Below are 24,294 nucleotides of genomic sequence, written 5' to 3' on the forward strand. Positions count from 1 at the left end.
CCGAACAAATTTGTTCGGGTTTTTGTGGTGGTGCCTCCAGGAATCGAACCCAGGGACACAAGGATTTTCAGTCCTTTGCTCTACCAACTGAGCTAAGGCACCAGTTTGCTTTTAAAAGTAACATCTTTAAAATAAAACTCGCAACTTGCGCTACGAGTTTTATTGTGGTGCCTCCAGGAATCGAACCAGGGACACAAGGATTTTCAGTCCTTTGCTCTACCAACTGAGCTAAGGCACCAGTTGCTACTTTCGTTAAGCGGATGCAAATATACAATCGTTTTTTAATTATACAAAGTAAAAACTTTAAAAAAATGTACCGTAAATTTACAAGCTCTAAGAAATGAAATATGAACCTAATTATTGATGTAGGCAATACAAGAGTTAAAGTAGCTGTTTTTGAATTAGATACTGTTAAAGAAATTTTTGTTTTTGATAAAGCAGAAATACTTTCAGAAGTAAAAAAAATAATGTCAAATTTTTCAATTACTAGTAGTATTGTATCATCCGTAGCCCATTTTACAGAAGAAGAAAGGCAAGAAATAGCAGAACTTTTAAATCCGATTTTTTTAGACTCTACTACAAACGTTCCGTTTAAAAACAATTATAAAACTCCTAAAACATTAGGAGTAGATAGAATAGCATTAGCTTCTGCAGCGGCTAACAAGTATCCTAACAAAAACGTATTGGTGATTGATGCAGGAACTTGTATTACTTATGATTTTATAACGAAAGAAAGTGAGTATTTAGGAGGGGCGATCTCTCCAGGTATTCAAATGAGGTATAAAGCGTTACACAAATTTACGGCTAAATTGCCTTTGTTAGAACCAAGCAAACTTGAAAATTTTATTGGAGTTGATACCAATACTTCAATACATTCGGGCGTTATTAATGGAGTTTCTAATGAAATAGACGGAATAATTAAACAATATCAAAAAAAGTATCAAGAATTAACAGTAGTTTTAACAGGAGGGGATACATATTTTTTGTCAAAACAATTAAAAAGTGTCATATTTGCCCATCCAAATTTTGTTTTGGAAGGATTACATACTATTTTGATACACAACTTAGCGAATGATTAAGAGATTTATATTAGGAGTTTTTGTATTTACTACATCAGCAATATTAGCGCAAAGAAACAGCGCTTCACCATACTCTTACTTTGGTATAGGAGAAAATTTTGAAGCAGTAACAGTAGAGCAAGCTTCTATGGGAGGAATTGGTGTTGCAACGAAAAATAATCATCACTTAAATTTTATAAACCCTGCAGCAAATGCCGATTTAAGAGCAGCAACTTATGCAATTGGTGGTAGCTTAACATTTTTAACCGTAAAAGAAGGAAACGAATCTCAAACAGGAAATTCTACGAATTTGAGATATATTTCTCTTGGTTTTCCTGTTGGAAAAAAAGCAGGTTTTTCGGTTGGTTTACAACCTTTTTCTTCAGTAGGATATTCACTGATAGATAAAGAAAATACAGAAGATGTTACTGTGTTTTCTGGTGAAGGAGGAGCTAATAAAATCTATGCGAGCTATGGTATTTACGCATACAAAGGTTTGTCGTTAGGTGTTGAAGCAGGTTTTGTTTTCGGAAACATAGAGAATAATGTTTTTAATAAAAGAGCAGATGTAGTGTTAGCTACCTCGCACGAAGAATCTTTTAATGTAAGAGGAGGACAGTTTAAATTAGGAGCTCAATATAAAACAGAACTAAAAAATAAGTTACAATTATCTACCGGAGCATCGTTTACCTTATCTTCTGATTTATCAGTAAAAGGAAATGAAAGAATGTATTCTATTTCAGAAGATGATGGGAAAATTAAAGATGTATTATTTGATAGATCTTTAAATGGAAATATAAATGTACCATTGAAAAGTGTGTATGGTTTTGGTATAGGAAAAGAGAATAAATGGTATGTAGAAGTAAATCAACAATACCAAAGTGCTTTAGGTAGTAATAGCATATTTATTACTGATGGTCAATCTCACAAATATGACGACTCAAGCAAATTTGCGATAGGAGGATATTTTATTCCAAAAGTAAATTCGATTACTAGTTATTGGGATAGAGTAACTTATAGAGCAGGTTTACGTTTTGAAGATACAGGATTGTTAGTAAAAACAACAGATAATTTTGAGCCAGTAAAAGACTTTGGCATAAATGTTGGATTAGGATTGCCATTGCCAAGACAATTATCAAACTTAAACGTAGGATTTGAGTATGGGCAAAGAGGAACAACTAACAATAACTTAATAAAAGAGAACTACTTTAACGTAAGATTAAGTTTATCTTTGAACAGTATTAAATGGTTCCACAAAACACGAATAGATTAACAAAAACCGATAATGATGAAAAAAATTACGTATTTACTAACAGGATTATTTTTGTTTGTAGCCGTAAATGGAGCAAAAGCACAAGCAAGTCAAGAGTGTCATATTAAATACAACCTTTTTAAAGGAGATGTAACAACCAAAAAATATGAACAATCAAAACCTAATTTAGAGTATTTGTTAGATAACTGTGCTGGTTTATCTATTAACATATATAAGTACGGAGTTAAAGTAGCAGAGAATTTAAAAGATCCTGTATTAGCTAAAAAAGTATATGAAACAAGATTAGCAAACTTTCCAGATGCAGATCCTGCTAAAGCACATAGTGACTATGCAGAATTCTTAATAGATAACAAATTAGCATCAGACGAAGAGGTTTTTGAAATCTTGAAAAAAGCGTATGACATTTCTCCTAAAGATATGGGTGTTAAAAATATCTTCAGATATTTTGAAGCTATAGCAGAGAAGTATCAAGATACTGAGCCTCAAAAAGTATTTGACACGTATGATGACGTAATGGAGTCTGTAGGTGAAAAATTAGAAGATTACAGTAAGAAGATAGCAAAGTTACAAGAGAAAGATTCTTTAGGAACTATTACTTCTAGAGAAAAGAAAAACTTAAGAGCTTATACAATTAACTCATCTTCTTTAGGTCAAGTAGAAGGTGGTTTAGATGCTAAAATTTCTAAAATCGCTACTTGTGAAAGATTAATTCCAATCTATACAAGAGATTTTGAATCTAAAAAAACTGATGGAGTTTGGTTAAAAAGAGCGGTATCAAGAATGTATAACAAAGAGTGTACTGCAGATCCGTTATTTGAAAAATTAGCTAACGAGTACGCTAAAGTAACGCAATCTGCTGATGCTTATAACTTCTTAGCAGGTGTATTAGCTAAACATGGAGATAATAGTGGAGCTGCTGAAATGAGAAAGAAAGCTTTCGATTTAGAAACAGATCCGTTTAAAAAGGCTAAGTACAAGTTAAGAGAAGCACAAAGTGCTAGCGGAAGTAGAGCAAGAGCTTTAGCTTACGAAGCTTTAAAGTACAATCCAAATATGGGTAAAGCATATTTATTCATTGCAAGTTTATATCAAAGAAGTGCAAACTCTTGTGGTAGTGATGAGTTTGAAAAAAGAATGGTATATGTAGCTGCTTTAAACAAAGCGATTAAAGCTGATCAAGTAGATCCAGGATGTGGTGCAGGAAGATATATTTCAAGTTATAAAAAGAATGTACCATCTAAAAAATTAGTTTTCCAAAAAGGTTTAGCTTCAGGAGCAAGCTATAGAGTAGGATGTTGGATTGGAGAAACTGTTCGTGTACCTTAATAAACTGTAATGCTTAAAAAAGCAAAACATATATATAATAGCATTGCTACCATTTGTTTGGTGGCAATGTTTTTTTCTTGTACCAACTCTAAAAAGGAAGTACGAGATTTTTTAGCTGATAAAAATCTACCAGTAGGTTCTGCAATAGATATTTATCATGTGCATAAAGATTCAGGAAGAATAACCTCTAAAACAAAGGCTCCTGTTTTTTATGATTTTTCAAATAGAAAAGAGCATCCGTATAAAGAATTTCCTAAAGGAATAGAAATAACCACAATAGACAAAACAGGAACCGATTCTACTACTATTTCAGGAAATTATGCATTAACGTATGACAAAACTAAGGTGTCTGAAATTAGAGGAAATGTGGTAATCACTAATCATTTAAAACAAACAAAACTAGAAACCAATCAGTTGTTTTGGGATCAAGAAGAGCATTATTTCTTTACTGAAGATGGTTTTCGTTTTACCACGCCAGAAAGTGTTATTAATGGCTACGGATTTGAATCAAACGAAAGTTTAACCAAATGGATGGCTAAGGATATTATGGGAGATATAGAAACAACACAAAAAGATATATAATGAACACACTTTGGAAATATTTACAATACGGATACCTTGTTGTAGGAATCATCTTTTTTGTTGAAGGAATTTTAAAATGGAATTCAGATAAAGAGCAAGCATTTATTATGTTTGGTTTTGCTATCTTTATCATATTAATTTTCTTCTTTAAACGACACTTTAGAAGAAAAGTACAAGAAAGAAATAAACAACGTTAATGCAACCCGAGCTCGTCATTATTTTTGTGTCCATACTGTTTTCTGCCTTTTTTTCAGGTATGGAAATAGCTTTTATATCTGCAAATAAACTTCATATAGAGTTAGAGAAGAAAAGAGAAGGGATTGTACCTCGAATTTTATCAAGACTAACCGAAAAATCTTCCAAATTTATCACCACTATGTTGGTGGGGAATAATGTAGCTTTAGTAGTGTATAGTTACTTTATGGGAGAGTTGTTAATGGGGTGGTTTCAATCATTTTTACCATCTGATTATACTGTAATAAATTATGTGTTGTCTGATGTTAGTTTACTTACTCAAACACTTATTTCAACAATAATTATATTAGTTACAGCAGAGTTTTTGCCTAAAGCTATTTTTAGAATTTATGCGAATGAAATTTTAAAATTCTTTGCGGTACCAGCCTATATTTTTTACGTGTTTTTTTACGGAGTTACTTGGGTAATTACTAAAATTTCAGATTTCTGCTTGCGTGTTTTCTTCCGAACAAAAGAAGATGAAATTCAAACAGAATTTAGTAAAGAGGAATTAGGAAATTACATTTCTGAGCAATTAGATACTGGTAACGATGAAGAAGAAGTAGACTCTGAAATACAAATCTTTCAAAATGCCTTAGAATTTCATAAGGTAAAAGCACGCGAAATAATGGTGCCAAGAACAGAAATTGTAGCTGTAGATTTACATGAATCTGTAAGTAACCTTAAAAAAATGTTTATTGAGTCTGGTTTGTCAAAAATACTTGTCTATATAAATTCACTAGATGACATTTTAGGCTATGTGAATGCCTTTGAGCTTTTTAAGAAACCAAATTCTATCAAATCTATTTTGTTACCAGTAGAGTTCGTGCCAGAATCTATGATTATTAACGATGTACTAAACGGGTTGATTAAAAAACGAAAAAGTATCGCAGTAGTTGTAGATGAATACGGCGGAACTTCAGGAATTATTACGGTTGAAGATATTGTTGAAGAACTGTTCGGAGAAATAGAAGATGAGCACGATACCCAGCAACTGTTAGAAGAAAAAATTAGCGAAAACGAATACAACTTTTCAGCACGTTTAGAAGTAGATTATCTAAACGAAGAGTACGGTTTAAATATTCCTAAAGAAGAAGCCTATGAAACTTTAGGAGGGTTTATTTTAAATTATACCGAAACAATTCCGCAGCAAGATGAAGTTTTACATATCGAAAACTTTGAAATTAAAATTTTAAAAGTAAGTGCTACAAAAATTAACGACATTTACTTTAAGGTAAACAATAAAAGAGATTAACAAATCCTTGTTTCTCTAGAGAAGTCCCTCAAAAACAGCATAAAAAAACATTGCATTATATACTTTGAAATTGTATTTTCGCACACTGTTAATAAAATAAACGACGTATGGCAATTTTATCGAAAATTAGAGAACGCTCAATGTTCTTAATTCTTGTAATTGGTTTAGCACTTTTTGCTTTTGTATTAGACCCTTCTACAATCTCAGACTTTTTTAGCGCAAGTAAAGTAAACGAAATAGGTGAAGTTAATGGCGAAGCCATTTCTCGTCAAGAGTTTGCTGAAGCTTTAGATGCTTATAAAGCACAAACGGGTAATAGCGTTTCTGAAATGCAAGCGGCTAAAGTGGTTTGGAATAACTTAATTCGTCAAAAAATTTACGAAAAGCAATTAGAAGAAGCAGGAATCACAGTAGGTGAAGCTGATATTATGAATGCTTTATACGAAACTCCTGTTGTACAAGGTGATCCAAGATTTGCAACTTCGGGTATTTTCGATAAAAACAAGTTAAAAGAACATTTAGCTACTATTAAAGAAGAAAATGGTCAAGAATGGGCTGCATGGCAAAGCTATATGGCTTCGTTAAAAAGCAACATAGAAAAAAACACGTACGATAAATTAGTAGCTGCTGGTTTAGGAGCTTCTTTAAAAGAAGGAGAAGCACAATACCTAATAGAAAATACTAAGGTTACAGGAAAGTATGTTTACGTACCATACACAACAATAGCTGATAGTTTAATCACATTAAAGAAAAGTGATGTTCAAAACTATATCAATAAACATCAAGATGCTTTTCAAGTAGAAGCTTCAAGAGATATTAACTTTGTGAAGTTTGCTATTGCGCCTACGGCGGAAGATGAAGAAGCTATTAAAACAGAAGTAGCAAATTTAATTGAAGATTCAGAAGTAAATAATACTCCAGTAAAAGGATTAAAAAATACTACTAATTACCACGAATTTTTAGAAGAAAATAATTCAGATTTAGGTTTAGATACAAACTACAAATTTAAAGTTCAGGTTCCTCAAGTAATTGCAGAGGATATTTTTAACGGAAAAGAAGGAGATGTTTTCGGACCATACAAAGATGCTGGATTCTTTAAGTTATCTAAAATTACTGAAGTAAAACAATTACCAGATTCTGCTCAAGCAAGTCATATTTTAATTCCTTTTATAGGTGCTGCAGCGGCTGATGAAACAGTGGTTCAAACAGAAGAAGAAGCTAAGCAAACAGCAGATAGTTTATTAGCAGTGGTTAAAGCAAATAAATCTAAGTTTGCAGATTTAGCTAAAGAAATGTCATCTGATCAAGGTTCTGCTGAAAAAGGTGGATTCTACGATTGGTTTGCTTACAACAGAATGGTGCCTTCTTTCAGAGATTTCGTTTTTGAAGGAAAAACAGGAGATATGGGAGTAGTAAAGTCTCAATTCGGATTCCACGTAATTAAAATTGACGGACAAAAGAACTTCCAACCAGTTGTAAAATTAGCTACTTACGGACGTAAGATTGAAGCTTCAGAAGAAACTGAAGATGCTGTATTCCAAACAGCTGAAACATTTGCATTAGAATTAGCAAACGGAAAAGCTTTTGAAGAAGCAGTAAAAGAGAAAAACTTAACTTCATTGCCAGCGGTAGGATTAAAATCATTAGATGAAAACGTACCAGGTGTAGGTAATGAAAGACAAATTATTACTTGGGCTTTTGAACCAGAAACTGAAGAAGGAAGCTACAAGCGTTTTGATGTTGAAGGAGGATATATCGTAGCGGTATTAACAGCTAAAACAGCTAAAGGTTTAATGCCAGTTGATAAGGCAATTGCTACTGTTCGTCCTATTTTAACAAACGAAAGAAAAGCTAAAATGATTGAAGATAAGATGAGCGGAGCTACTTTAGAAGAAATCGCTAAATCTGCAAGTCAATCAGTAAGAACAGCAACCGATGTAAACTTACAGTCACCAACTATTTCTGGTGTAGGATTTGAGCCTAAAGTAGTAGGAGCAATGATTAACGCTAAAGAAAACGAAGTGGTTAAAAACGTAGCAGGAGATAAAGGTGTATTTGCTTTTGTAGTTGAAAAGAGAGAAGAGCCAACAGCATTACCAAACTACGATACTTTTAGAAAGCGTATCGCTGCTGAAAGACAGAACAAAGGATTTCAAATGTATGAGGCGGTTAAAAAAGCGTCTGATATCGAAGATAACTTGAGTTCTTTCTACGGAATTCAATAAGAAATAACGTCATACCAATAAAAAATCCCGAACTAAATTAGTTCGGGATTTTTTATTGGTATTTTATCTTTAATTTTAAACTTAAATTAGAAACATCATTTTTCAACTTTTTGAGATCTTCTGTTCTACTTTTTTGGGTGTTATAGTATGATATATTTGTAGGAGATTCATCGTTCAATAACAAACTATTTATTAAATTTTTAATCCAGCTTTTTCGAATATCTTTATTGTCAGTCTTAAATGATAGTTTATTGATTAGAGATTTAGTTTCTTTTGAAAGTTCACTTTCGTTAACCATATCAATAAACCTTTCTAGCTCAATACTCAATTGATTGATTTCATCATAACTAACCTCTTTATCTCTTAAATGTCTATCACATTCGTTAGAAATATATTTTAAATATTTATGAATAGTTTCTAATGTCAAATTTATTATATCTTTTAAAGAGTGATTTTTGTTTTTATATTAACGAAGTTAATTGAAGTAAAACAAAAAAGCAACCTCAAACGAGATTGCTTTTTTAATATGTTTTAAAGCTTTTTATTAAGCGTTTAATGGTTGTCCATCCCAAGCTGCTTTCGCTGCTTCTTTAATAGCTTCAGAATAGGTTGGGTGTCCATGACAAATACGAGCTAAATCTTCCGCAGAGGCTCTGTATTCCATTGCAACGGCAGCTTCCATAATTAAGTCAGCAACACGAGCACCTACCATGTGAACTCCTAATACTTCATCAGTATTTTTATCCGCTAAAACTTTTACAAATCCGTCTAAGTCTCCACTTGCACGAGAACGTCCTAATGCACGCATAGAGAATTTTCCAACTTTGTAATCTACTTTAGCTTCTTTTAATTCATCTTCTGTTTTACCAACAGCCGCAACTTCTGGCCATGTATAAACAATTCCAGGAATTAAGTTATAGTCGATATGAGGTTTTTGTCCTGCTAAATATTCAGCAACCACAACACCTTCTTCTTCCGCTTTATGCGCTAACATAGCTCCACGAACTACATCACCAATTGCATAAATGTTAGAAACGTTGGTTTGTAAATGATCGTTAACCTCAACCATTCCTCTTTCAGTAACTTTTACACCTGCTTTTTCTAAAGCTAATCCATCAGTATACGGACGACGACCTACTGAAACTAAACAGTAATCACCAGTAAAAGTAACTTCTTCACCTTTTTTATTGGTAGCTTTTACCACAACTTCGTCACCATTTCTTTCAACAGAAGTAACTCCGTGGCTAGCATTAATTTTCATTCCTTGTTTCTTTAAAACTTTAGTCAATTCTTTAGAAACATCTTTATCCATGGTTGGAGTAATCGTAGGAGCATACTCGATAACAGTTACCTCAGCACCTAAGCGCTTGTAAACTGAACCTAACTCTAAACCAATAACACCACCACCAATTACTAATAAGTGCTTAGGAACTTCAGGAAGTTTTAACGCTTCTGTAGAAGTAATTACACGCTCTTTATCAATAGTAATAAATGGTAAAGAAGATGGTTTAGAACCCGTAGCTATAATAATGTTAGTACCTTCAATTACTTCTTCAGTACCATCATTTTTAGTGATTTTTACGTGCGTAGCATCTTCAAAAGATCCTAAACCTTCGTAAACTTCAATATTATTTTTATCCATTAAATATTTGATACCTCCTGTGGTAGTTTCTACTACATTTGCTTTACGAGCTACCATTTTTCCGAAGTCAAAAGAAGGTTTCTCTACAGAGATACCATGCTCTTCGAAATGATTTACTGCATCATAGTAATGGTGCGAAGAATCTAATAAAGCTTTTGAAGGAATACATCCAACATTTAAACAAGTTCCACCTAAAGTCGAGTATTTTTCAATGATAGCAACTTTAGAATCTAATTGAGCGGCTCTGATAGCAGCGATATATCCTCCTGGACCAGAACCAATAACGATTAAATCGTATTTCATGAGTTGTGTTTTTATAATATTACATGCCTGATAAATTGTTAGATATTTATCAGATTGTCTTTGTTTTTCAGAATACTAAGCGCAAAATTACGCATAATTGTTGATTTGTTGAAAAATGTAAGCTATAAGTTTTTTGAGCCATGCTTATGAGGTTGTACATACTTATTATCTGATTTAAAACTGTAGTTTTGTAATATGCAACAACTTTTAATTATTGGGTATGTTTGGATAGAAAAAACTACCGGTGCTGGTAACCGAATGTTACAGTTACTTAATGTTTTTAAAAACCATAATTATACCATCACTTTTGCTACACCAGCTCAAAAAACCGAAAACTCTTTAAACTTAGCTGAATTAGGTATAGAAGAAAAATCTATTGAATTGAATTCAAGTTCTTTTGATGATTTTGTTAAGGAACTTCAACCTGATGTAGTGTTGTTCGATCGTTTTATGATGGAAGAGCAATTCGGTTGGCGTGTTGCAGAACATTGCCCGAAAGCGTTACGAATTTTAGATACAGAAGATTTACATTTTTTACGAAAAGTACGTCATAAACAATTAAAAAAAGGCACGGAGTTTTCTAACGAAGCTTTATTGAAATCTGATGAAGCGAAAAGAGAAATAGCCGCTATTTTACGTTGTGATATGAGTTTGATTATCTCAACTTATGAAGTTCAATTGTTAAAAGAAGTTTTTAAGATTGATGAAGCCTTGTTATATCATTTGCCTTTTTTATTAAATAAGATTGATGATAAAGTTATTGAAAGTTGGAAGCCTTTTGAAGAACGAGCGCATTTTGTATTTGTAGGTAACTTTTTTCATGCGCCAAATGTTGATGCTGTATTACAGTTAAAAACAATCTGGAAATACATCAGAAAAAAATTACCCAATGCAGAAGTACATATTTACGGAGCCTATGTTACGCAACAAATTCAACAATTACATAAACCAAAAGAAGGGTTTATAATTGAAGGTTTTGCAGAAAATGCAATAGAAGTAGTTAAAAATGCTAGAGTAGTGTTAGCGCCAATTCGTTTTGGAGCGGGAATTAAAGGTAAGTTAACCGAAGCTATGGAATGTGGAACGCCAAGTGTTACCACTTCGATAGGAGCAGAAGGAATGCATGCTGATTTACCATGGAACGGATTTATAGAAGATGATTATGAGAAGTTTGCTAACAAAGCTATAGAGTTATATACTTATGATATCCTTTGGAAAAAGTCTCAGCAAAAAGGTGTAGAAATAATCAATTCACTGTACGATAAAGACGTGTTAGAGATTTCTTTTATGAAGAGCGTAAAAAAAATCCAAGAAAACCTTAGCGTACATCGTACACAAAATTTTCTTGGAAGCTTATTACAGCATCAAACCTTACAAGCCACAAAGTTTATGAGTAAGTGGATTGAAGAAAAGAATAAGTAATTATTTTAATAATCCAGCACGTTTTAATAAAGCATCTGGTTTTGGTTCTCTTCCTCTAAAACGTTTGTATAATTCCATAGGCTCTTCGGTTCCGCCTTTAGATAATACATTGTTTTTGAATTTATCCGCAATCTCCTTATTAAAAATACCTTCTTCTTTAAAATATTCAAAAGCATCGGCATCTAACACTTCTGCCCATTTATAAGAATAATATCCAGCAGAGTATCCTCCTTGGAAAATATGAGAAAAAGAAGTACTCATACAGTTTTCAGCAACATCAGGATATAATTGAGTACTTTCAAAAGCATTCGTTTCAAATTCTTTCACAGAAGTAATGGTTTCTGGAGCATTTCCAGAGTGCCAAGACATATCTAATAATCCGAAACTTAATTGACGCAAGGTTTGCATGCCTTCATGGAAACTTGCAGATTCTTTAATTTTCTCAACATATTCCATAGGGATAATTTCTCCAGTTTCGTAATGTTTTGCAAACAACTCCAACGCTTCTTTTTCGTAACACCAGTTTTCTAAAACTTGACTCGGTAACTCTACAAAATCCCAAGAAACAGAAGTTCCTGATAAGCTTTTATAAGTAGTATTAGCCAGCATTCCGTGTAAAGCATGACCAAATTCGTGGAATAGGGTAGTAACCTCGTTAAAAGTTAATAAAGAAGGTTTAGTTTGCGTTGGTTTGGTAAAGTTACAAACGATAGAGACTTGAGGTCTTTCGTTAACTCCATTACTAATATATTGTGATTTGTATGAAGTCATCCACGCACCATTACGTTTTCCTGGTCTCGGATGAAAATCAGCATATAAGTAAGAAACAAAATTTCCGTCAGTATCTTTTACAGCGTAGGTTTTAACATCTTCATGATACTTATCAATAGTGTTAATTTCCTCAAATTGTAAACCAAAAAGCTTGTTAGATACAGTAAAAACCCCGTCGATTACATTTTCCAACTTAAAATATGGCTTCAATAGCTCTTGATCTAAATTGAATAATTTTTTCTTTAGTTTTTCAGAGTAATAAGCACCATCCCATTTTTGTAATTGATCTACTCCGTCAAGTTCTTTTGCAAATTCTGCTAAATTTTTAAACTCACGTTGTGCAGCGGGTTTGGCTTTTTCTAATAACTCATGTAAAAACTCCATAACTTTTTCAGGAGTTTCCGCCATACGCTCTTCTAGTACAAAATGAGCGTGGGTTTTATACCCTAAAAGGTTTGCTCGTTTATGACGTAAGGTTACAATATCTTTTACAACTTGTTCATTATTATATTCATTTTGCTGAAATCCTTTTTTACCAAAAGCGATTGCTAATTTTTTTCTCAATTCTCTATTATCAGCATAAGTCATAAAAGGAATATAGCTAGGATAGTCTAAGGTAATCATCCAACCTTCTTGATCTTTCGAATTTGCAAGTTCTTTAGCAGCTTCTTTTGCACTTTCTGGTAATCCTGCTAAATCATCTTCATTGGTGATTAATAATTCAAAAGCATTGGTTTCAGCTAACACATGCTCTCCAAACTGTAACGATAATTTTGCTAACTCAGCATCAATTTTACGAAGTTCAACCTTCTCGGTTTCATTTAAATTGGCTCCGTTACGTGTAAAGCTTTTGTACTGCTTATCTAGCAACATTTCTTGTTCAGGAGTCAAGTTTAAATCAGGTAATTGATCGTACACAGCTTTTACACGCTTGAACAACTCCTCATTTAAAATCATATCATTTCTGAACTCACTTAACCAAGGTGAAATATCTTTTGCTATTTCTTGAATTTCTTTATTGGTTTCTGCTGAGTTTAAATTAAAGAAAATAGAAGTAGCTCTATCTAATTTGCTACCAGCATTGTCTAATGAAACTAGTGTGTTTTCAAAAGTTGGAGCTTCAGAATTCTTAACAATAGCATCAATTTCATCTTTTGCTATTTGTATAGCTTCTTTTATAGCAGGCTTATAATTTTCTTCTTTAATTTGAGAAAAAGGGGGCGTATTAAAATCTTGTAAAAGTGGGTTCTTAGTCATAAAAAATTAGGTTTAAAATTGAAGAAACCTCACAAAGGTACTCTGTGAGGTTTACTTTTTATAGTACTAAAATACTATTATTTTTTTACTCTTTCTGAGGCCTGTTCAACTTTCAGTTTAAGCCCTTCTTTGTAAGCGATAATTTTGTCTAAGACACATTTGTCAGAAGCACCAATAATTTGCGCAGCTAAGATTCCTGCATTTTTAGCTCCGTCTAAGGCAACTGTAGCAACAGGAACACCCCCTGGCATTTGAAGGATAGATAAAACAGAATCCCAACCATCAATAGAGTTTCTACTTTTTACAGGAACTCCAATTACTGGTAACGGACTCATACTAGCTACCATTCCTGGTAAATGTGCAGCACCTCCAGCACCAGCAACTATAACTTGTACTCCGCGTTTGTGTGCATTGTTAGCGTAATCGAATAATTTTTCAGGAGTTCTGTGGGCAGATACAATATCTACTTCTACTTGAATATCAAAACTTTCTAAAATTTCAATTGCTTCTTGCATGATTGGAAGATCTGAATCGCTTCCCATGATAATTCCTACCATAAATTTATGTTTTTGTCATCTCGAGCGTAGTCGAGAGGTTAGGTTATTTTGCTATTACCTTAATCGTTTCTTTTACTTGTTGAGCGACTTTTCTCGCTTCATTTATATCTTCATTAACAATAGTTACGTGTCCCATTTTACGGAAAGGTTTTGTAGTCTTTTTTCCGTAGATATGAGGGGTAACTCCGTCAATCTTTAAAATTTCTTCAATGTTTTCATACACGACATCACCTGTATATCCTTCAGCACCTACTAAATTCACCATAATTCCAGCTACTTTACTTTCGGTATTGCCTAAAGGAAGATTTAAAATACTACGTAAATGTTGTTCAAATTGGTTGGTGTAACTCGCTTCAATTGAATAGTGCCCTGAATTATGAGTTCTTGGAGCTACTTCGTTTACTAAGATTTGATCATCTTCAGTTTGAAACATTTCTACCGCAAGTAAACCAACAAACCCAAAAGCATCCGCTACTTTTAGTGCTATTTCACGTGCTTTTTGAGCAATAGTATCTTCAATTCTTGCAGGACAAATTACATATTCTACTTGGTTTGCTTCTGGATGAAATTCCATTTCTACAACAGGATAGGTTTTGGTTTCTCCGTTAGCATTTCTAGCAACAATAACTGCCAGTTCATTTTTAAAAGGAATTAGTTTTTCAGAAATACACTCTCCTGTAGGTAGTCCTTCTAAATCGTTAATTGAACGAACTATTTTTACACCATTTCCATCGTAGCCAAATCTTGCCGATTTCCATACGAAAGGAAAGGTAATAGCTTCGTTACTGATAGAATGTTTTAATTCTTCTAAGGAAGTAAAGCGAGAAAAAGCCGCTGTTGGAATTCCTTTGTCGTGATAAAACACTTTTTGATGTGCTTTGTTTTGAATAGTTCTTAAGTTCTTTGGCTTAGGAAAAATAGTTAATCCTTCAGCTTCTAAAGCATCTAAGGCGTCAATGTTTACGTTTTCAATTTCTATAGTAAGTACATCTACTTTTTTTCCGAAGTTGTAAACAGTATCATAGTCTAGTAAATCTCCTTGATGAAATTCGTTGCAGATTTGAGCACAAGGTGCATCGGTATTACTATCTAAAATAACAGTATGGATGTCAAATTTTTGCGTTTCGGCAAGTAACATTCTTCCTAACTGGCCGCCTCCTAGAACGCCCAATTTAAAGTTTGAAGAAAAATAATTTTTCACGATAAATGTGTTAGTTGTGTTGTAGCTGCAAAAATAAGAATCTAATTCTTAGTACAAATGGTATTAACGAGATATTCTTAATCGATTTCCACTTAAAGGAGTAGTAAAATACATTAAAGCATTACAGTCTCCGTCTATTTGAGTTCCTTCTTTGTCAACAGGAAATCCACTATAAGAGCTATAATGGTGATCTCCACAGACACAATTTAACTTTAGTCCATCAAAGGTCATAGGAGAGCTACAGTCTTTTTCTGGACATTGTAAATCAAAAGCATGGTATTTAGGAGTTCCTCCTCTGTTAATAATTAATAAGTTTCTACCAGATCTTGAAGTTATCACATGATTACCTGGAGTTAAAATAGAGATGAATTCAGGATTATTTAAATCAAAAGATTCAATAAAACTAAAGTTACCAAAACAATTATTTATGTTAGTGTTCTCGCTACAGCTTAAACAAATTATAACAAAAAGTAAGTAAAAGAATTTTTTCATTGTTTTAGTACAGAGTTGATATCATAACGTGACGAAGTTACAAATATTTTGTACATTTGTGTAACAATCTCATTCCTTCGGGCGTGGGATTTTTAAATTTAACCCACAGGGTTTTAAGAAGAAAGGTTATATGCTTCTTGGCTAAATGTTGAGTAAAGCATATAGGATTTTGTTTATAATTTAAAAAAAGGAGAAAAGATGAGTAATGTATCATATTATACGGAGGAAGGATTAAAAAAGCTTAAGGAAGAATTAGCGCAGTTAGAACAAGTTGAAAGACCAAGAGTTTCTCAAGAAATTGCAGATGCTCGCGATAAAGGAGATTTAAGTGAGAATGCTGAATACCATGCAGCAAAAGAAGAGCAATCGCTGTTAGAAACAAAAATTGCAAAACTAAAAAATGTGGTAGCAAACGCTCGTGTAGTAGACGAGAGTCAGTTAGATACGTCTAAGATTTTAATTCATTCAATTGTTAAAATTAAAAATACCACTAATGGTATGGAGTTTACCTATACTTTAGTAGCTGATAGTGAGAGTGATGTAAGAAACGGAAAATTATCTGTAAACTCACCAATAGGTAAAGGTTTGTTAGGTAAAAAAGTAGGTGAGGTAGCTGAAATTCAAGTTCCTAATGGAATAATGAAATTTGAAATTGTTGAAATTTCTAGATAGATTTTTTAAAATAATTATAGTTAAAGCGTTGCTTATGCAGCGCTTGCTTTTTTATTTTTACTAAACACAAAAAAACAGCATAAAATGGCAAGTATTTTTACAAAAATAATCAACGGAGAAATTCCATCATATAAAATAGCAGAAGACGATAACTATTTTGCTTTTTTAGATATCAATCCTAATGCTAAAGGGCATACGTTGGTAATTCCGAAACGAGAAGAAAATAAATTATTCGATTTATCGAAAGAGGAGTATGACGGATTAATGTCATTTTCATACAGAGTAGCAAAAGCGATAGAAAAAACAATTTCTTGCGAACGTGTAGGAATGAGTGTAATTGGTTTAGAAGTACCACATGTGCATGTACATTTAATTCCGTTACATACGATGGAAGATATTCGATTTACAAAGAAAGAAAAATTAACGAATGAAGAGTTTATAGCAATTGCAGAAGGAATTGCGAAGAATTTTGAGTAATGATAAAAAAAAGAGCTATGAAAAAGTGGGTTAAAACTGGTTTAAGTTGGGGATTTACAATGTTTTTAATAATAGTTGTTGGTTTTCCTTGGTTTCAAGGAAAAGAAATAACAGTTAAAAGTGTTGTTATAGGAATAATTTTATGGGGAATTGGAGGTCTTCTCTTTGGACTTTCAATGAAAAGTAGGTTAGAGGAAAAAGAAAAAAACTAAACCTTGTTTAATAAAATCTCAAACGTAGTTCCTTTTCCTAATTCTGATTTTAATACATGTATTTTTCCGTTGTGGTAATCCTCAATAATTCGTTTAGAGAGCGATAATCCGAGTCCCCAACCACGTTTTTTAGTGGTAAAACCAGGATTAAATATTTGTGTAAACTGTGATTTAGGAATTCCTTTTCCGGTATCAGAAACGAATACTTTAATACTTTTTGATGTTTCAGCGATAGTTACAGCAACTTTACCTTTGCCCTGCATAGCATCAATAGCATTTTTAATAAGGTTTTCAATTACCCAACCGTATAGTTCAGTGTTTAAATTGCAAAAGAGCTCGTCTTTTTCAGTAATAAAAGAAAAAGAAATTTGTTTTGAACTTCTGTTTTCTAAGTAATCGAAAGCAGTTTTTGTAATGGTAACAATATTATGTTGCTTTAGTTCTGGTAACGAACCTATTTTAGAAAAGCGATTTGCAATGGTATTTAAACGTCGCACATCTTTTTCAATTTCATTAACATAATAACTACTTACATTTTCAGCACGTAAAATAGCAATCCACCCCAATAAAGAAGAAAGAGGAGTTCCTATTTGATGCGCTGTTTCTTTGGCCATACCTGTCCATAACTTATTTTGTTCGGCAACTTTATTCGATTTATAAACCATATAAATAATGGTTAAGAAAAGTCCTAAAATTAGTACTAGTGCAAGCGGATAATATTTTAGTCGGTATAAAAGATCGGAGTTTCTATAATAAATGTATTCTTTAACCCCTAAATACTCGATTACAATTGGCTCATTTTGATTTTTCATAATGTACAATTGTTGTTGAAGGTATTTAGGATCTTTCGACTTGATAGAATCTAGATTGTTAAATTCTTTAATATCACCATTTTCATGAACTGAAATGGTAGGAATGTTTTCTATCGTTTGGTAAACTTTTGTTACTAAATTAAAACTACCATTAGAATCAGAATTAGCTGCAGCTTCTTTAATGGCAGTAGCATAAATCTCCATTTTAGAGCGCTCGTCTTTTTTAAACTTTTGAAAGAACACATAGGTATTCCACAAAATAAATAAAACGATAAGTAAAGAAATGCTAATAGCAATACGTTTTACCCAATAAGTGTTTTTAAAAAAAGCCATCAATCAAATATAAACTATTCTGTAGAATAACTAAATTTATAAATTGGTAGTATATTTACACTAAAATAATAGAGAATGTTATCAATAAACCCTAAAGATATACCCACTTCAAAACTCCACGGATATTTATTAGGAGCCGTGGCTCCGAGACCTATTGCTTTTGCAAGTACCATTGATGAAGAGGGAAATCCGAACTTATCACCCTTTAGTTTTTTTAATGTGTTTGGCGCAAACCCACCGATTATGATTTTTTCTCCAGCACGAAGTGTACGAGGAAATACAACCAAGCATACATTAGACAATGCTGAAGATACTAAAGAAGTTGTTATTAATATCGTAAATTATGATATTGTACAACAAATGTCGTTAAGTAGTACGATGTATCCAAAGGGAGTAAATGAGTTTGTAAAAGCAGGATTTACAATGTTACCTTCGGATGAAGTAAAGCCATTTAGAGTAGCTGAATCACCAGTACAATTTGAATGTAAAGTAAAAGATATAATCTATACAGGAGAAGAAGGCGGAGCAGGAAATTTAATTGTGTGTGAAGTGGTAAAACTTCATATAAATGAAGATGTCTTAGCAGAAGACGGAAGTATAGATCAGTATAAAATAGATTTAGTAGCAAGAGCTGGAGGAAGTTATTATAGTAGAGCTAGAGATGGTTTTTTTGAAATTCCGAAGCCTTTAACAACGTTAGGGATTGGAGTAGATCAAATTCCTGAAGAAATAAGAAACAGTAATGTATTAACAGGTAATAATCTAGGAATGTTAGGGAATGTAGAACAGTTACCTAGTGATGAAGATGTTAATAACTTTGCGAAAGAACATGCACAGTATGTGGGTATTTCAACTGAAAAAAAACATACTTTTGCACAAGAGTATTTACAAAATAATGATGTAGAAAGTGCTTGGAAGGTACTTTTAATTAAATAGATAAGAAATGGAAGTAATAGGGAAGATCAAATTAATTAACGAGACACAAACATTTGGATCTAACGGATTTAGAAAGCGTGAAATGGTAGTTACTACCGATGAGCAATATCCTCAAATGATTTTAATTGAATTTGTTCAAGATAAATGTGATTTATTAAACAATTATCAAGTAGGACAAGATGTTAAAGTTTCTATTAATTTAAGAGGAAGAGAGTGGATTAACCCTCAAGGTGAAGCAAAATACTTTAACTCTGTACAAGGTTGGAGAATTGAAAACTTAGCACAAGCTGCACCTCAAAACATTCCACCAGCTGACCAATTTGAGCCAGCTCCAGATTTATCTGCTAACGAACCAGACGATTTACCTTTCTAAGAAAACTTAGAAAAATTAATACAAATAAAAAGAGCGCAACTTGCGCTCTTTTTTGTTTTGCGGAAAACTACATTTTTATTTACGGATATGTCTTTTACTCAATGAAAAGAGAGCTGTACATTTGTAATGTAATCGTTCAATAAAAGATATTGAGTGAGGAATTTAAGGGGAAAATAAAAACCTTCTGATTGAGTTCAGAAGGTTTTTTTATTATTTCTTTTCAGGCATCGGACCTCGTAGGTGAATAATAAGCCCGTTTAAAAAGTTCCGTAAAAACTGATCGCCACATTCCATATACTTTGGGTGATCTTCCTTTCTAAAAATAGCGTTGATTTCCGATTTAGAAACTTTAAAGTCTACCAAAGCACAAATGTCAATAATATCAGTGTCTCTTAATTTGTGCGCTACTCGTAGCTTTTTAAAAATGTCGTTGTTGTTGAGTGCCATATTATATTAGTTTACTACAGAAAATATAGCCCAAGCATAAATGGCAAAACGTGCAAAACGAAATAAGCCAACAAAAACTACATTTTTAAATGGATATTTAATCATACCAGCAGTTAAACAGCTAATAGCAAAAGGAAGTGGTAATATACCTCCCCACTTGCTTGTGTTTTTAAGGTTTTTAGCCATTTTAACTTCTAAGTAATTCCTTACAGAATCAATTTTTAAAGAGGTTCTACCTATAAAATAAGCGCATAAACCTCCTAAATAAGAAAGGGTTGCTAACAAAGAAATATTTACAATAGGATCTTCTGTTTTTTTAGACCAAGCGATGAAAATCTCTGGCGGAATTAATCCTAAAATCGTTTCAGATATAAAAAAAGTAATTAAAACTCCTGTTCTAGAAAAGGTTTCAGTCATGGTTTGTAAACCATCATTGATGTTGTAAACGTATTTATTAAATAATAATAATCCAATAACTACCCCAACAATTGGCCAAAAAGCTTTTTTTAAGCTTACCCAAATAAACATGTAAAATCCAGTACGATTATAATAGTTGTGTAAACGTTTATAATGCGGCTTGTTTATTTTCTTTTTATTATATCTTTTACTTTTTTTACTCATCGCTAAAAAGCCTCTAATTTTTAGGAATAGCAAAAGTACGAGGTAATTAGAAATTACGCCAACAAATATTTGTTAATTTATAGGTTTGCAATAGCAGCTTCGGCACAGCGTTCACCGTCCATAGCAGCCGAAATAATACCACCAGCATAACCACCACCTTCTCCACAAGGAAATAAACCTTCAATTTGTGGATGCTCTAAGTTTTCTTTTCTTGGAATATTTACAGGAGATGAGGTTCTAGACTCCACTCCAACAATGTTTGCTTCCGCAGTATAGTACCCGTGCATTTTTTGTCCGAAAGCCGCAAAACCTTTACGTAATCTGCTTCCAATTAATTTAGGAAGTAACGAATGTAGCGGAGAAGAATTCAATCCAGGTTGATACGAACAGTCATTTAAAGAAGAAGACAATCTACCTTCCACAAAATCGGTTAAACGTTGTGCTGGAGCAACTTGACTTCTTCCACCTGCGTTAAACGCTAACTTTTCTAAATCTTTTTGATATTGTAAGCCTTTTAAAACTCCGTATTTTTCATACTTCGGTAAGTCTTTGTCTACATTGATTTCAACCACAATACCCGAGTTGGCAAATTTGTTATTTCGACGCGATGGCGACATTCCGTTTACAACCACCTCACCATTAGCTGTTGCTGCAGGAACGATGAATCCACCAGGACACATACAGAAAGAATACACTCCACGGTTTCCAACTTGATGTACCAAACTATACGCAGCAGCTGGTAATAATTCATCACGTTTACCTGAACAACTATACTGAATTTGATCGATAATTTCTTGCGGATGCTCTACACGAACTCCCATAGCAAACGATTTCGCTTTTAGCAAAATGTCTTTTTTATGGAGTAGCTCGTAAATATCTCTTGCCGAATGCCCAGTAGCTAAAATCACAGCATTTACAGCCATTTCAGTTCCGTTTTGAAGTTGTATGGCTTGTAACTTATTGTTTTTAACGATAAAATCGGTAACACGAGTTTCAAAATGAATTTCTCCACCATGTTTTAAAATTGTTTCACGAATATTTTGAATAATTTTCGGAAGTTTATTCGTTCCAATATGTGGATGCGCATCGACTAAAATTTGATCGGTAGCACCATGATATACTAGGTTTTCAAATATTTTACGAACATCACCACGCTTTAAACTACGGGTGTATAATTTTCCGTCAGAATAGGTTCCTGCTCCACCTTCACCAAAACAATAGTTAGAATCTGGATTAACTTCATGAAATTGGTTAATAGCACGTAAATCTCTACGACGATCTTGTACATTTTTACCACGCTCAAGTACAATAGGTTTATACCCTAGTTCAATACAACGAAGTGCCGCATACATTCCTGCAGGACCAAAACCAACAATATGAATTTCTTTTGCATTTGATACATCTTGATATTCAAAAACATAATCAGGCGTATCAGGTTGAGGTTCGTTTAAATAAACCGCTACTTTGTAGTTAAAAACAACTTCTTTTTTACGTGCATCAATCGATTTACGCAACACTTTTACACTAGTAATATCAGCTGTACTAATACCTAGTTTTTTAGCAGCTTTTAACTGTAATATATTGTTTTTACGTTCTTCTACTAGATTAACACGTAATTGAAGTTCTTTTACCATATTGCAAAACTAGGTAAAAAACTATTTATTCTATTTGATTATTTTTAGCAAATCAAACTTTAAACAATGAAGATTACGCAGGTTATAGAAAATATTTTCAAAAAATATTTACCCTCACCCTTTACCATCGCTATTTTATTAACGTTCGTAACACTTTTGTTAGCGCTGTTTTTTACCAAACCAGAAGAAAGCTCAGTAGTAAACTATTCTTTAGAGGTGTTACAATTTTGGGAAAACGGAATTTGGTCTAACGGGTTACTCGTTTTTGCCTATCAAATGATGTTGATTTTGGTTTTAGGGCATGTATTGGTGTTGAGTAAACCTGTAAGTAATTTAATTTTAAAAGTAACAAAGTTCTGTACCAACACAGCAAACAGTGCTGCGATTGTAAGTTGTACAACTATGTTGGTGGCTTTCTTTAATTGGGGATTAGGACTCATTTTTGGTGCGTTGTTAGCGCGTAAAGTAGCAGAACATGCGCAAAAAAATAATATAAAACTAAATTATCCAATTATTGGAGCCGCAGGTTATATGGGGTTGATGGTGTGGCATGGAGGAATTTCAGGTTCTGCACCGATTAAAATTAATGAGAGCGGACATATAAAAAGTATTATGCAATCGGTTTCTTCGGAAGAAGTTTTAGCTCAAATACCTAATGTGATTGATTATTCTCAAACCATTTTTAGTTGGTGGAATTTGCTGATTTTTTTCGTGGTAGTAGTGGTGGTATCGACAACCTTTTATTTTTTAGGAAAAAAAGCCAAACCTACAGCGATTAATCTACCAGAATACCAAATGCATACAGATGAAAAGGTTAGTACACAAGCAGAAAGATTGGATAGTTCTAAATGGTTGGCAATTGTTTTTGGGGTGTTGATTTTAGTAGCGTTTGGGTATCGTTATTGGGCAGATATTCAACAGTTAAAAATTACGCCTAACTTAATTAACTTTTTTATGTTAGGGTTAGGAATTATCCTTCACGGAAGTTTTAAAAAGTTTACGAATGCTGTAGGAGAATCGATTAGTGATGTATCTGGAATTTTAATTCAGTTTCCGTTGTATTTTGGTATTATGGGTGTGATGAAAAGTACAGGAATGGTAACCTTAATTTCTGATTTTTTCGTGTCGATTTCAACAGCAACGACCTTACCTGTTTTTACATTTTTTAGTGCAGGTTTGGTCAATATTTTTGTACCGAGTGGGGGAGGACAGTGGATTGTACAAGGACCTATTGTGGTAGAAAGTGCGTTAAAATTAGGGGTTCCGTTGCCTAAAGCAATTATGGCACTAGCATACGGAGACCAAATAACGAACATGTTACAGCCTTTTTGGGCATTACCTTTATTAGGAATCACCAAATTAAAAGCAAAAGAAATTTTACCGTATACGCTTATTGCAATGGTAGTAGGAAGTGCCATATATTTGTTGGGCTTATTACTATTCTAATAATCCAATAATCTAAGAATCTAAAAATGATTTGGCTTTCTGAAAAAATAGAATTTCCACCGTATGAATTGGCCAAAGAAGATGGTTTACTGGCTTTGGGCGGTGATTTATCGGTTGAGCGATTGGTGTATGCTTACCAACATGGAATTTTTCCGTGGTTTAACGAAGGTGAACCAATTATTTGGTATTCTCCTTGGGAGCGTATGGTATTATTTCCTGAAGAGGTAAAGATTTCCAAATCGATGAAACAAGTGTTGAAAAAGGGTCGTTTTACGATAACAGAAAACAAAGCTTTTGACGATGTTATTTTTAACTGCCGACATATTGATCGTTTCGACCAATTAGGAACTTGGATTACTGATGAAATGGAAGATGCTTACATCAATTTACACGACAAAGGCTATGCAAAATCTATTGAGGTATGGATGGACGATAAATTAGTTGCAGGTTTGTATGGAGTAGATTTAGGAAATGGCGTTTTTTGTGGCGAAAGTATGTTTAGTAAAGTAAGCAATATGAGCAAAGTTGCGTTTATCCATTTAGCACAAAAGGGAGGCTACAAACTCATCGATTGTCAAGTATATAACGACCATTTGGCAAGTTTAGGCGCGAGAGAAATTCCTAGAGAGGAGTTTTTGAAGTGGTTGTAACGGCTTTGGCTATGATTTCGTTGCGTGGATTGGCGCTTAACTTAGCAAGTACACACCAAACTGAAAATCCGCGAGGATTTTCA

The 24,294-nt window shown here is 33.2% G+C and carries 25 protein-coding genes and 2 tRNA genes; 15 read left to right on the plus strand and 12 right to left on the minus strand.

The window, feature by feature from the left end:
- Positions 1-25 precede the first annotated feature (25 nt).
- Positions 26-102 (minus strand) — tRNA-Phe (locus tag OU788_RS07825).
- 63 nt (positions 103-165) lie between these two features.
- Positions 166-238, minus strand: a tRNA-Phe gene (locus tag OU788_RS07830).
- Positions 239-347: 109 nt separating this feature from the next.
- Between OU788_RS07830 and OU788_RS07835 the strand changes: the two genes are divergently transcribed.
- From OU788_RS07835 to OU788_RS07865, 7 genes are all read left to right on the plus strand, one after another.
- Positions 348-1,079 carry a type III pantothenate kinase gene (locus OU788_RS07835; RefSeq protein WP_274634657.1) on the plus strand — a complete coding sequence of 244 codons (732 nt, stop codon included), beginning with the start codon at positions 348-350 and terminating at the stop codon, positions 1,077-1,079.
- Entirely contained in the window at positions 1,072-2,331 is a 1,260-nt protein-coding gene (locus OU788_RS07840; RefSeq protein WP_274634658.1) for a hypothetical protein, read from the plus strand. The genes OU788_RS07835 and OU788_RS07840 overlap by 8 nt, the downstream gene beginning before the upstream one ends.
- A gap of 12 nt (positions 2,332-2,343) precedes the next feature.
- Entirely contained in the window at positions 2,344-3,657 is a 1,314-nt protein-coding gene (locus tag OU788_RS07845; RefSeq protein WP_274634659.1) for a tetratricopeptide repeat protein, read from the plus strand.
- A gap of 9 nt (positions 3,658-3,666) precedes the next feature.
- The gene (lptC, locus tag OU788_RS07850; RefSeq protein ID WP_274634660.1) at positions 3,667-4,239 is read left to right on the plus strand and encodes an LPS export ABC transporter periplasmic protein LptC; all 573 of its coding nucleotides are present in this window, start codon (positions 3,667-3,669) and stop codon (positions 4,237-4,239) included.
- Entirely contained in the window at positions 4,239-4,436 is a 198-nt protein-coding gene (locus OU788_RS07855) for a hypothetical protein (RefSeq protein WP_028890542.1), read from the plus strand. Before lptC ends, OU788_RS07855 begins: the two co-directional genes overlap by 1 nt.
- Positions 4,436-5,728, plus strand: coding sequence for a hemolysin family protein (locus tag OU788_RS07860; RefSeq protein WP_274634661.1), 1,293 nt, complete (start codon positions 4,436-4,438; stop codon positions 5,726-5,728). The genes OU788_RS07855 and OU788_RS07860 overlap by 1 nt, the downstream gene beginning before the upstream one ends.
- Before the next feature lie 107 nt (positions 5,729-5,835).
- Complete coding sequence (locus tag OU788_RS07865) at positions 5,836-7,953, plus strand: peptidylprolyl isomerase (protein WP_274634662.1); 2,118 nt, start codon at positions 5,836-5,838, stop codon at positions 7,951-7,953.
- Positions 7,954-8,005: 52 nt separating this feature from the next.
- Here the strand turns inward: OU788_RS07865 and OU788_RS07870 are convergent, their stop codons facing one another.
- Both OU788_RS07870 and lpdA read right to left on the minus strand, forming a co-directional pair.
- Positions 8,006-8,380: a hypothetical protein gene (locus OU788_RS07870; RefSeq protein WP_274634663.1), complete on the minus strand. Its 375-nt coding sequence runs from the start codon at positions 8,378-8,380 to the stop codon at positions 8,006-8,008.
- Between the two features lie 117 nt (positions 8,381-8,497).
- Positions 8,498-9,898 carry a dihydrolipoyl dehydrogenase gene (gene lpdA / locus OU788_RS07875; RefSeq protein WP_274634664.1) on the minus strand — a complete coding sequence of 467 codons (1,401 nt, stop codon included), beginning with the start codon at positions 9,896-9,898 and terminating at the stop codon, positions 8,498-8,500.
- Positions 9,899-10,093: 195 nt separating this feature from the next.
- Here lpdA and OU788_RS07880 point away from each other — a divergent pair, with 195 nt between their 5' ends.
- Positions 10,094-11,320 (plus strand): glycosyltransferase, encoded by a 1,227-nt coding sequence (locus tag OU788_RS07880; RefSeq protein ID WP_274634665.1) that lies wholly within the window; start codon positions 10,094-10,096, stop codon positions 11,318-11,320.
- Here the strand turns inward: OU788_RS07880 and OU788_RS07885 are convergent, their stop codons facing one another.
- The 4 genes from OU788_RS07885 to OU788_RS07900 all read right to left on the minus strand — a co-directional run bounded on the left by OU788_RS07885 (position 11,321) and on the right by OU788_RS07900 (position 15,598).
- The gene (locus OU788_RS07885; RefSeq protein WP_274634666.1) at positions 11,321-13,348 is read right to left on the minus strand and encodes a M3 family metallopeptidase; all 2,028 of its coding nucleotides are present in this window, start codon (positions 13,346-13,348) and stop codon (positions 11,321-11,323) included.
- A 77-nt stretch (positions 13,349-13,425) separates the two neighbouring features.
- A complete protein-coding gene (gene purE / locus OU788_RS07890) occupies positions 13,426-13,905 on the minus strand; it encodes a 5-(carboxyamino)imidazole ribonucleotide mutase (RefSeq protein WP_274634667.1) in 480 nt (159 codons plus the stop codon).
- 43 nt (positions 13,906-13,948) lie between these two features.
- Positions 13,949-15,106 (minus strand): 5-(carboxyamino)imidazole ribonucleotide synthase, encoded by a 1,158-nt coding sequence (locus OU788_RS07895; RefSeq protein WP_274634668.1) that lies wholly within the window; start codon positions 15,104-15,106, stop codon positions 13,949-13,951.
- A gap of 63 nt (positions 15,107-15,169) precedes the next feature.
- The gene (locus OU788_RS07900; protein WP_274634669.1) at positions 15,170-15,598 is read right to left on the minus strand and encodes a hypothetical protein; all 429 of its coding nucleotides are present in this window, start codon (positions 15,596-15,598) and stop codon (positions 15,170-15,172) included.
- A gap of 198 nt (positions 15,599-15,796) precedes the next feature.
- Between OU788_RS07900 and greA the strand changes: the two genes are divergently transcribed.
- From greA to OU788_RS07915, 3 genes are all read left to right on the plus strand, one after another.
- Positions 15,797-16,270: a transcription elongation factor GreA gene (gene greA / locus OU788_RS07905; RefSeq protein ID WP_274634670.1), complete on the plus strand. Its 474-nt coding sequence runs from the start codon at positions 15,797-15,799 to the stop codon at positions 16,268-16,270.
- A gap of 84 nt (positions 16,271-16,354) precedes the next feature.
- On the plus strand, positions 16,355-16,747 hold the full coding sequence (locus OU788_RS07910; protein WP_274634671.1) for an HIT family protein: 393 nt from the start codon (positions 16,355-16,357) through the stop codon (positions 16,745-16,747).
- A 17-nt stretch (positions 16,748-16,764) separates the two neighbouring features.
- Complete coding sequence (locus OU788_RS07915; protein ID WP_274634672.1) at positions 16,765-16,959, plus strand: hypothetical protein; 195 nt, start codon at positions 16,765-16,767, stop codon at positions 16,957-16,959.
- Here OU788_RS07915 and OU788_RS07920 read toward each other — a convergent pair.
- Positions 16,956-18,104, minus strand: coding sequence for a sensor histidine kinase (locus OU788_RS07920; protein ID WP_274634673.1), 1,149 nt, complete (start codon positions 18,102-18,104; stop codon positions 16,956-16,958). The genes OU788_RS07915 and OU788_RS07920 overlap by 4 nt on opposite strands.
- A 75-nt stretch (positions 18,105-18,179) precedes the next feature.
- Here OU788_RS07920 and OU788_RS07925 point away from each other — a divergent pair, with 75 nt between their 5' ends.
- Positions 18,180-19,040: a flavin reductase family protein gene (locus tag OU788_RS07925; RefSeq protein WP_274634674.1), complete on the plus strand. Its 861-nt coding sequence runs from the start codon at positions 18,180-18,182 to the stop codon at positions 19,038-19,040.
- 7 nt (positions 19,041-19,047) lie between these two features.
- A complete protein-coding gene (locus OU788_RS07930) occupies positions 19,048-19,413 on the plus strand; it encodes a DUF3127 domain-containing protein (RefSeq protein ID WP_274634675.1) in 366 nt (121 codons plus the stop codon).
- Positions 19,414-19,623: 210 nt separating this feature from the next.
- Here the strand turns inward: OU788_RS07930 and OU788_RS07935 are convergent, their stop codons facing one another.
- From OU788_RS07935 to OU788_RS07945, 3 genes are all read right to left on the minus strand, one after another.
- Complete coding sequence (locus OU788_RS07935) at positions 19,624-19,860, minus strand: DUF1456 family protein (RefSeq protein WP_274634676.1); 237 nt, start codon at positions 19,858-19,860, stop codon at positions 19,624-19,626.
- A gap of 6 nt (positions 19,861-19,866) precedes the next feature.
- A complete protein-coding gene (locus OU788_RS07940; RefSeq protein WP_274634677.1) occupies positions 19,867-20,481 on the minus strand; it encodes a YqaA family protein in 615 nt (204 codons plus the stop codon).
- 77 nt (positions 20,482-20,558) lie between these two features.
- Entirely contained in the window at positions 20,559-22,115 is a 1,557-nt protein-coding gene (locus tag OU788_RS07945; protein WP_274634678.1) for an NAD(P)/FAD-dependent oxidoreductase, read from the minus strand.
- Between the two features lie 66 nt (positions 22,116-22,181).
- Between OU788_RS07945 and OU788_RS07950 the strand changes: the two genes are divergently transcribed.
- Both OU788_RS07950 and aat read left to right on the plus strand, forming a co-directional pair.
- The gene (locus tag OU788_RS07950; RefSeq protein ID WP_274634679.1) at positions 22,182-23,561 is read left to right on the plus strand and encodes a short-chain fatty acid transporter; all 1,380 of its coding nucleotides are present in this window, start codon (positions 22,182-22,184) and stop codon (positions 23,559-23,561) included.
- A 26-nt stretch (positions 23,562-23,587) separates the two neighbouring features.
- The gene (gene aat, locus OU788_RS07955; protein ID WP_274634680.1) at positions 23,588-24,211 is read left to right on the plus strand and encodes a leucyl/phenylalanyl-tRNA--protein transferase; all 624 of its coding nucleotides are present in this window, start codon (positions 23,588-23,590) and stop codon (positions 24,209-24,211) included.
- The last annotated feature ends 83 nt before the right edge of the window (positions 24,212-24,294 follow it).

The organism is Tenacibaculum sp. L6 (assembly GCF_028823685.1).
Classification (GTDB): domain Bacteria; phylum Bacteroidota; class Bacteroidia; order Flavobacteriales; family Flavobacteriaceae; genus Polaribacter.

Excerpts from the sequence above, each read along its gene's own strand:
- OU788_RS07840 (WP_274634658.1), top strand. The coding sequence starts at position 1,072 with ATGATTAAGAGATTTATATTAGGAGTTTTTGTATTTACTACATCAGCA.
- OU788_RS07845 (WP_274634659.1), top strand. The coding sequence starts at position 2,344 with ATGATGAAAAAAATTACGTATTTACTAACAGGATTATTTTTGTTTGTA.
- aat (WP_274634680.1), top strand. The coding sequence starts at position 23,588 with ATGATTTGGCTTTCTGAAAAAATAGAATTTCCACCGTATGAATTGGCC.
- OU788_RS07835 (WP_274634657.1), top strand. The coding sequence starts at position 348 with ATGAACCTAATTATTGATGTAGGCAATACAAGAGTTAAAGTAGCTGTT.
- OU788_RS07940 (WP_274634677.1), bottom strand. The coding sequence starts at position 20,481 with ATGAGTAAAAAAAGTAAAAGATATAATAAAAAGAAAATAAACAAGCCG.
- OU788_RS07865 (WP_274634662.1), top strand. The coding sequence starts at position 5,836 with ATGGCAATTTTATCGAAAATTAGAGAACGCTCAATGTTCTTAATTCTT.
- OU788_RS07860 (WP_274634661.1), top strand. The coding sequence starts at position 4,436 with ATGCAACCCGAGCTCGTCATTATTTTTGTGTCCATACTGTTTTCTGCC.
- OU788_RS07885 (WP_274634666.1), bottom strand. The coding sequence starts at position 13,348 with ATGACTAAGAACCCACTTTTACAAGATTTTAATACGCCCCCTTTTTCT.
- OU788_RS07925 (WP_274634674.1), top strand. The coding sequence starts at position 18,180 with ATGTTATCAATAAACCCTAAAGATATACCCACTTCAAAACTCCACGGA.
- OU788_RS07880 (WP_274634665.1), top strand. The coding sequence starts at position 10,094 with ATGCAACAACTTTTAATTATTGGGTATGTTTGGATAGAAAAAACTACC.
- OU788_RS07950 (WP_274634679.1), top strand. The coding sequence starts at position 22,182 with ATGAAGATTACGCAGGTTATAGAAAATATTTTCAAAAAATATTTACCC.
- greA (WP_274634670.1), top strand. The coding sequence starts at position 15,797 with ATGAGTAATGTATCATATTATACGGAGGAAGGATTAAAAAAGCTTAAG.
- OU788_RS07945 (WP_274634678.1), bottom strand. The coding sequence starts at position 22,115 with ATGGTAAAAGAACTTCAATTACGTGTTAATCTAGTAGAAGAACGTAAA.
- OU788_RS07855 (WP_028890542.1), top strand. The coding sequence starts at position 4,239 with ATGAACACACTTTGGAAATATTTACAATACGGATACCTTGTTGTAGGA.
- OU788_RS07915 (WP_274634672.1), top strand. The coding sequence starts at position 16,765 with ATGAAAAAGTGGGTTAAAACTGGTTTAAGTTGGGGATTTACAATGTTT.
- purE (WP_274634667.1), bottom strand. The coding sequence starts at position 13,905 with ATGGTAGGAATTATCATGGGAAGCGATTCAGATCTTCCAATCATGCAA.
- OU788_RS07935 (WP_274634676.1), bottom strand. The coding sequence starts at position 19,860 with ATGGCACTCAACAACAACGACATTTTTAAAAAGCTACGAGTAGCGCAC.
- lpdA (WP_274634664.1), bottom strand. The coding sequence starts at position 9,898 with ATGAAATACGATTTAATCGTTATTGGTTCTGGTCCAGGAGGATATATC.
- OU788_RS07900 (WP_274634669.1), bottom strand. The coding sequence starts at position 15,598 with ATGAAAAAATTCTTTTACTTACTTTTTGTTATAATTTGTTTAAGCTGT.
- lptC (WP_274634660.1), top strand. The coding sequence starts at position 3,667 with ATGCTTAAAAAAGCAAAACATATATATAATAGCATTGCTACCATTTGT.
- OU788_RS07910 (WP_274634671.1), top strand. The coding sequence starts at position 16,355 with ATGGCAAGTATTTTTACAAAAATAATCAACGGAGAAATTCCATCATAT.
- OU788_RS07920 (WP_274634673.1), bottom strand. The coding sequence starts at position 18,104 with ATGGCTTTTTTTAAAAACACTTATTGGGTAAAACGTATTGCTATTAGC.
- OU788_RS07930 (WP_274634675.1), top strand. The coding sequence starts at position 19,048 with ATGGAAGTAATAGGGAAGATCAAATTAATTAACGAGACACAAACATTT.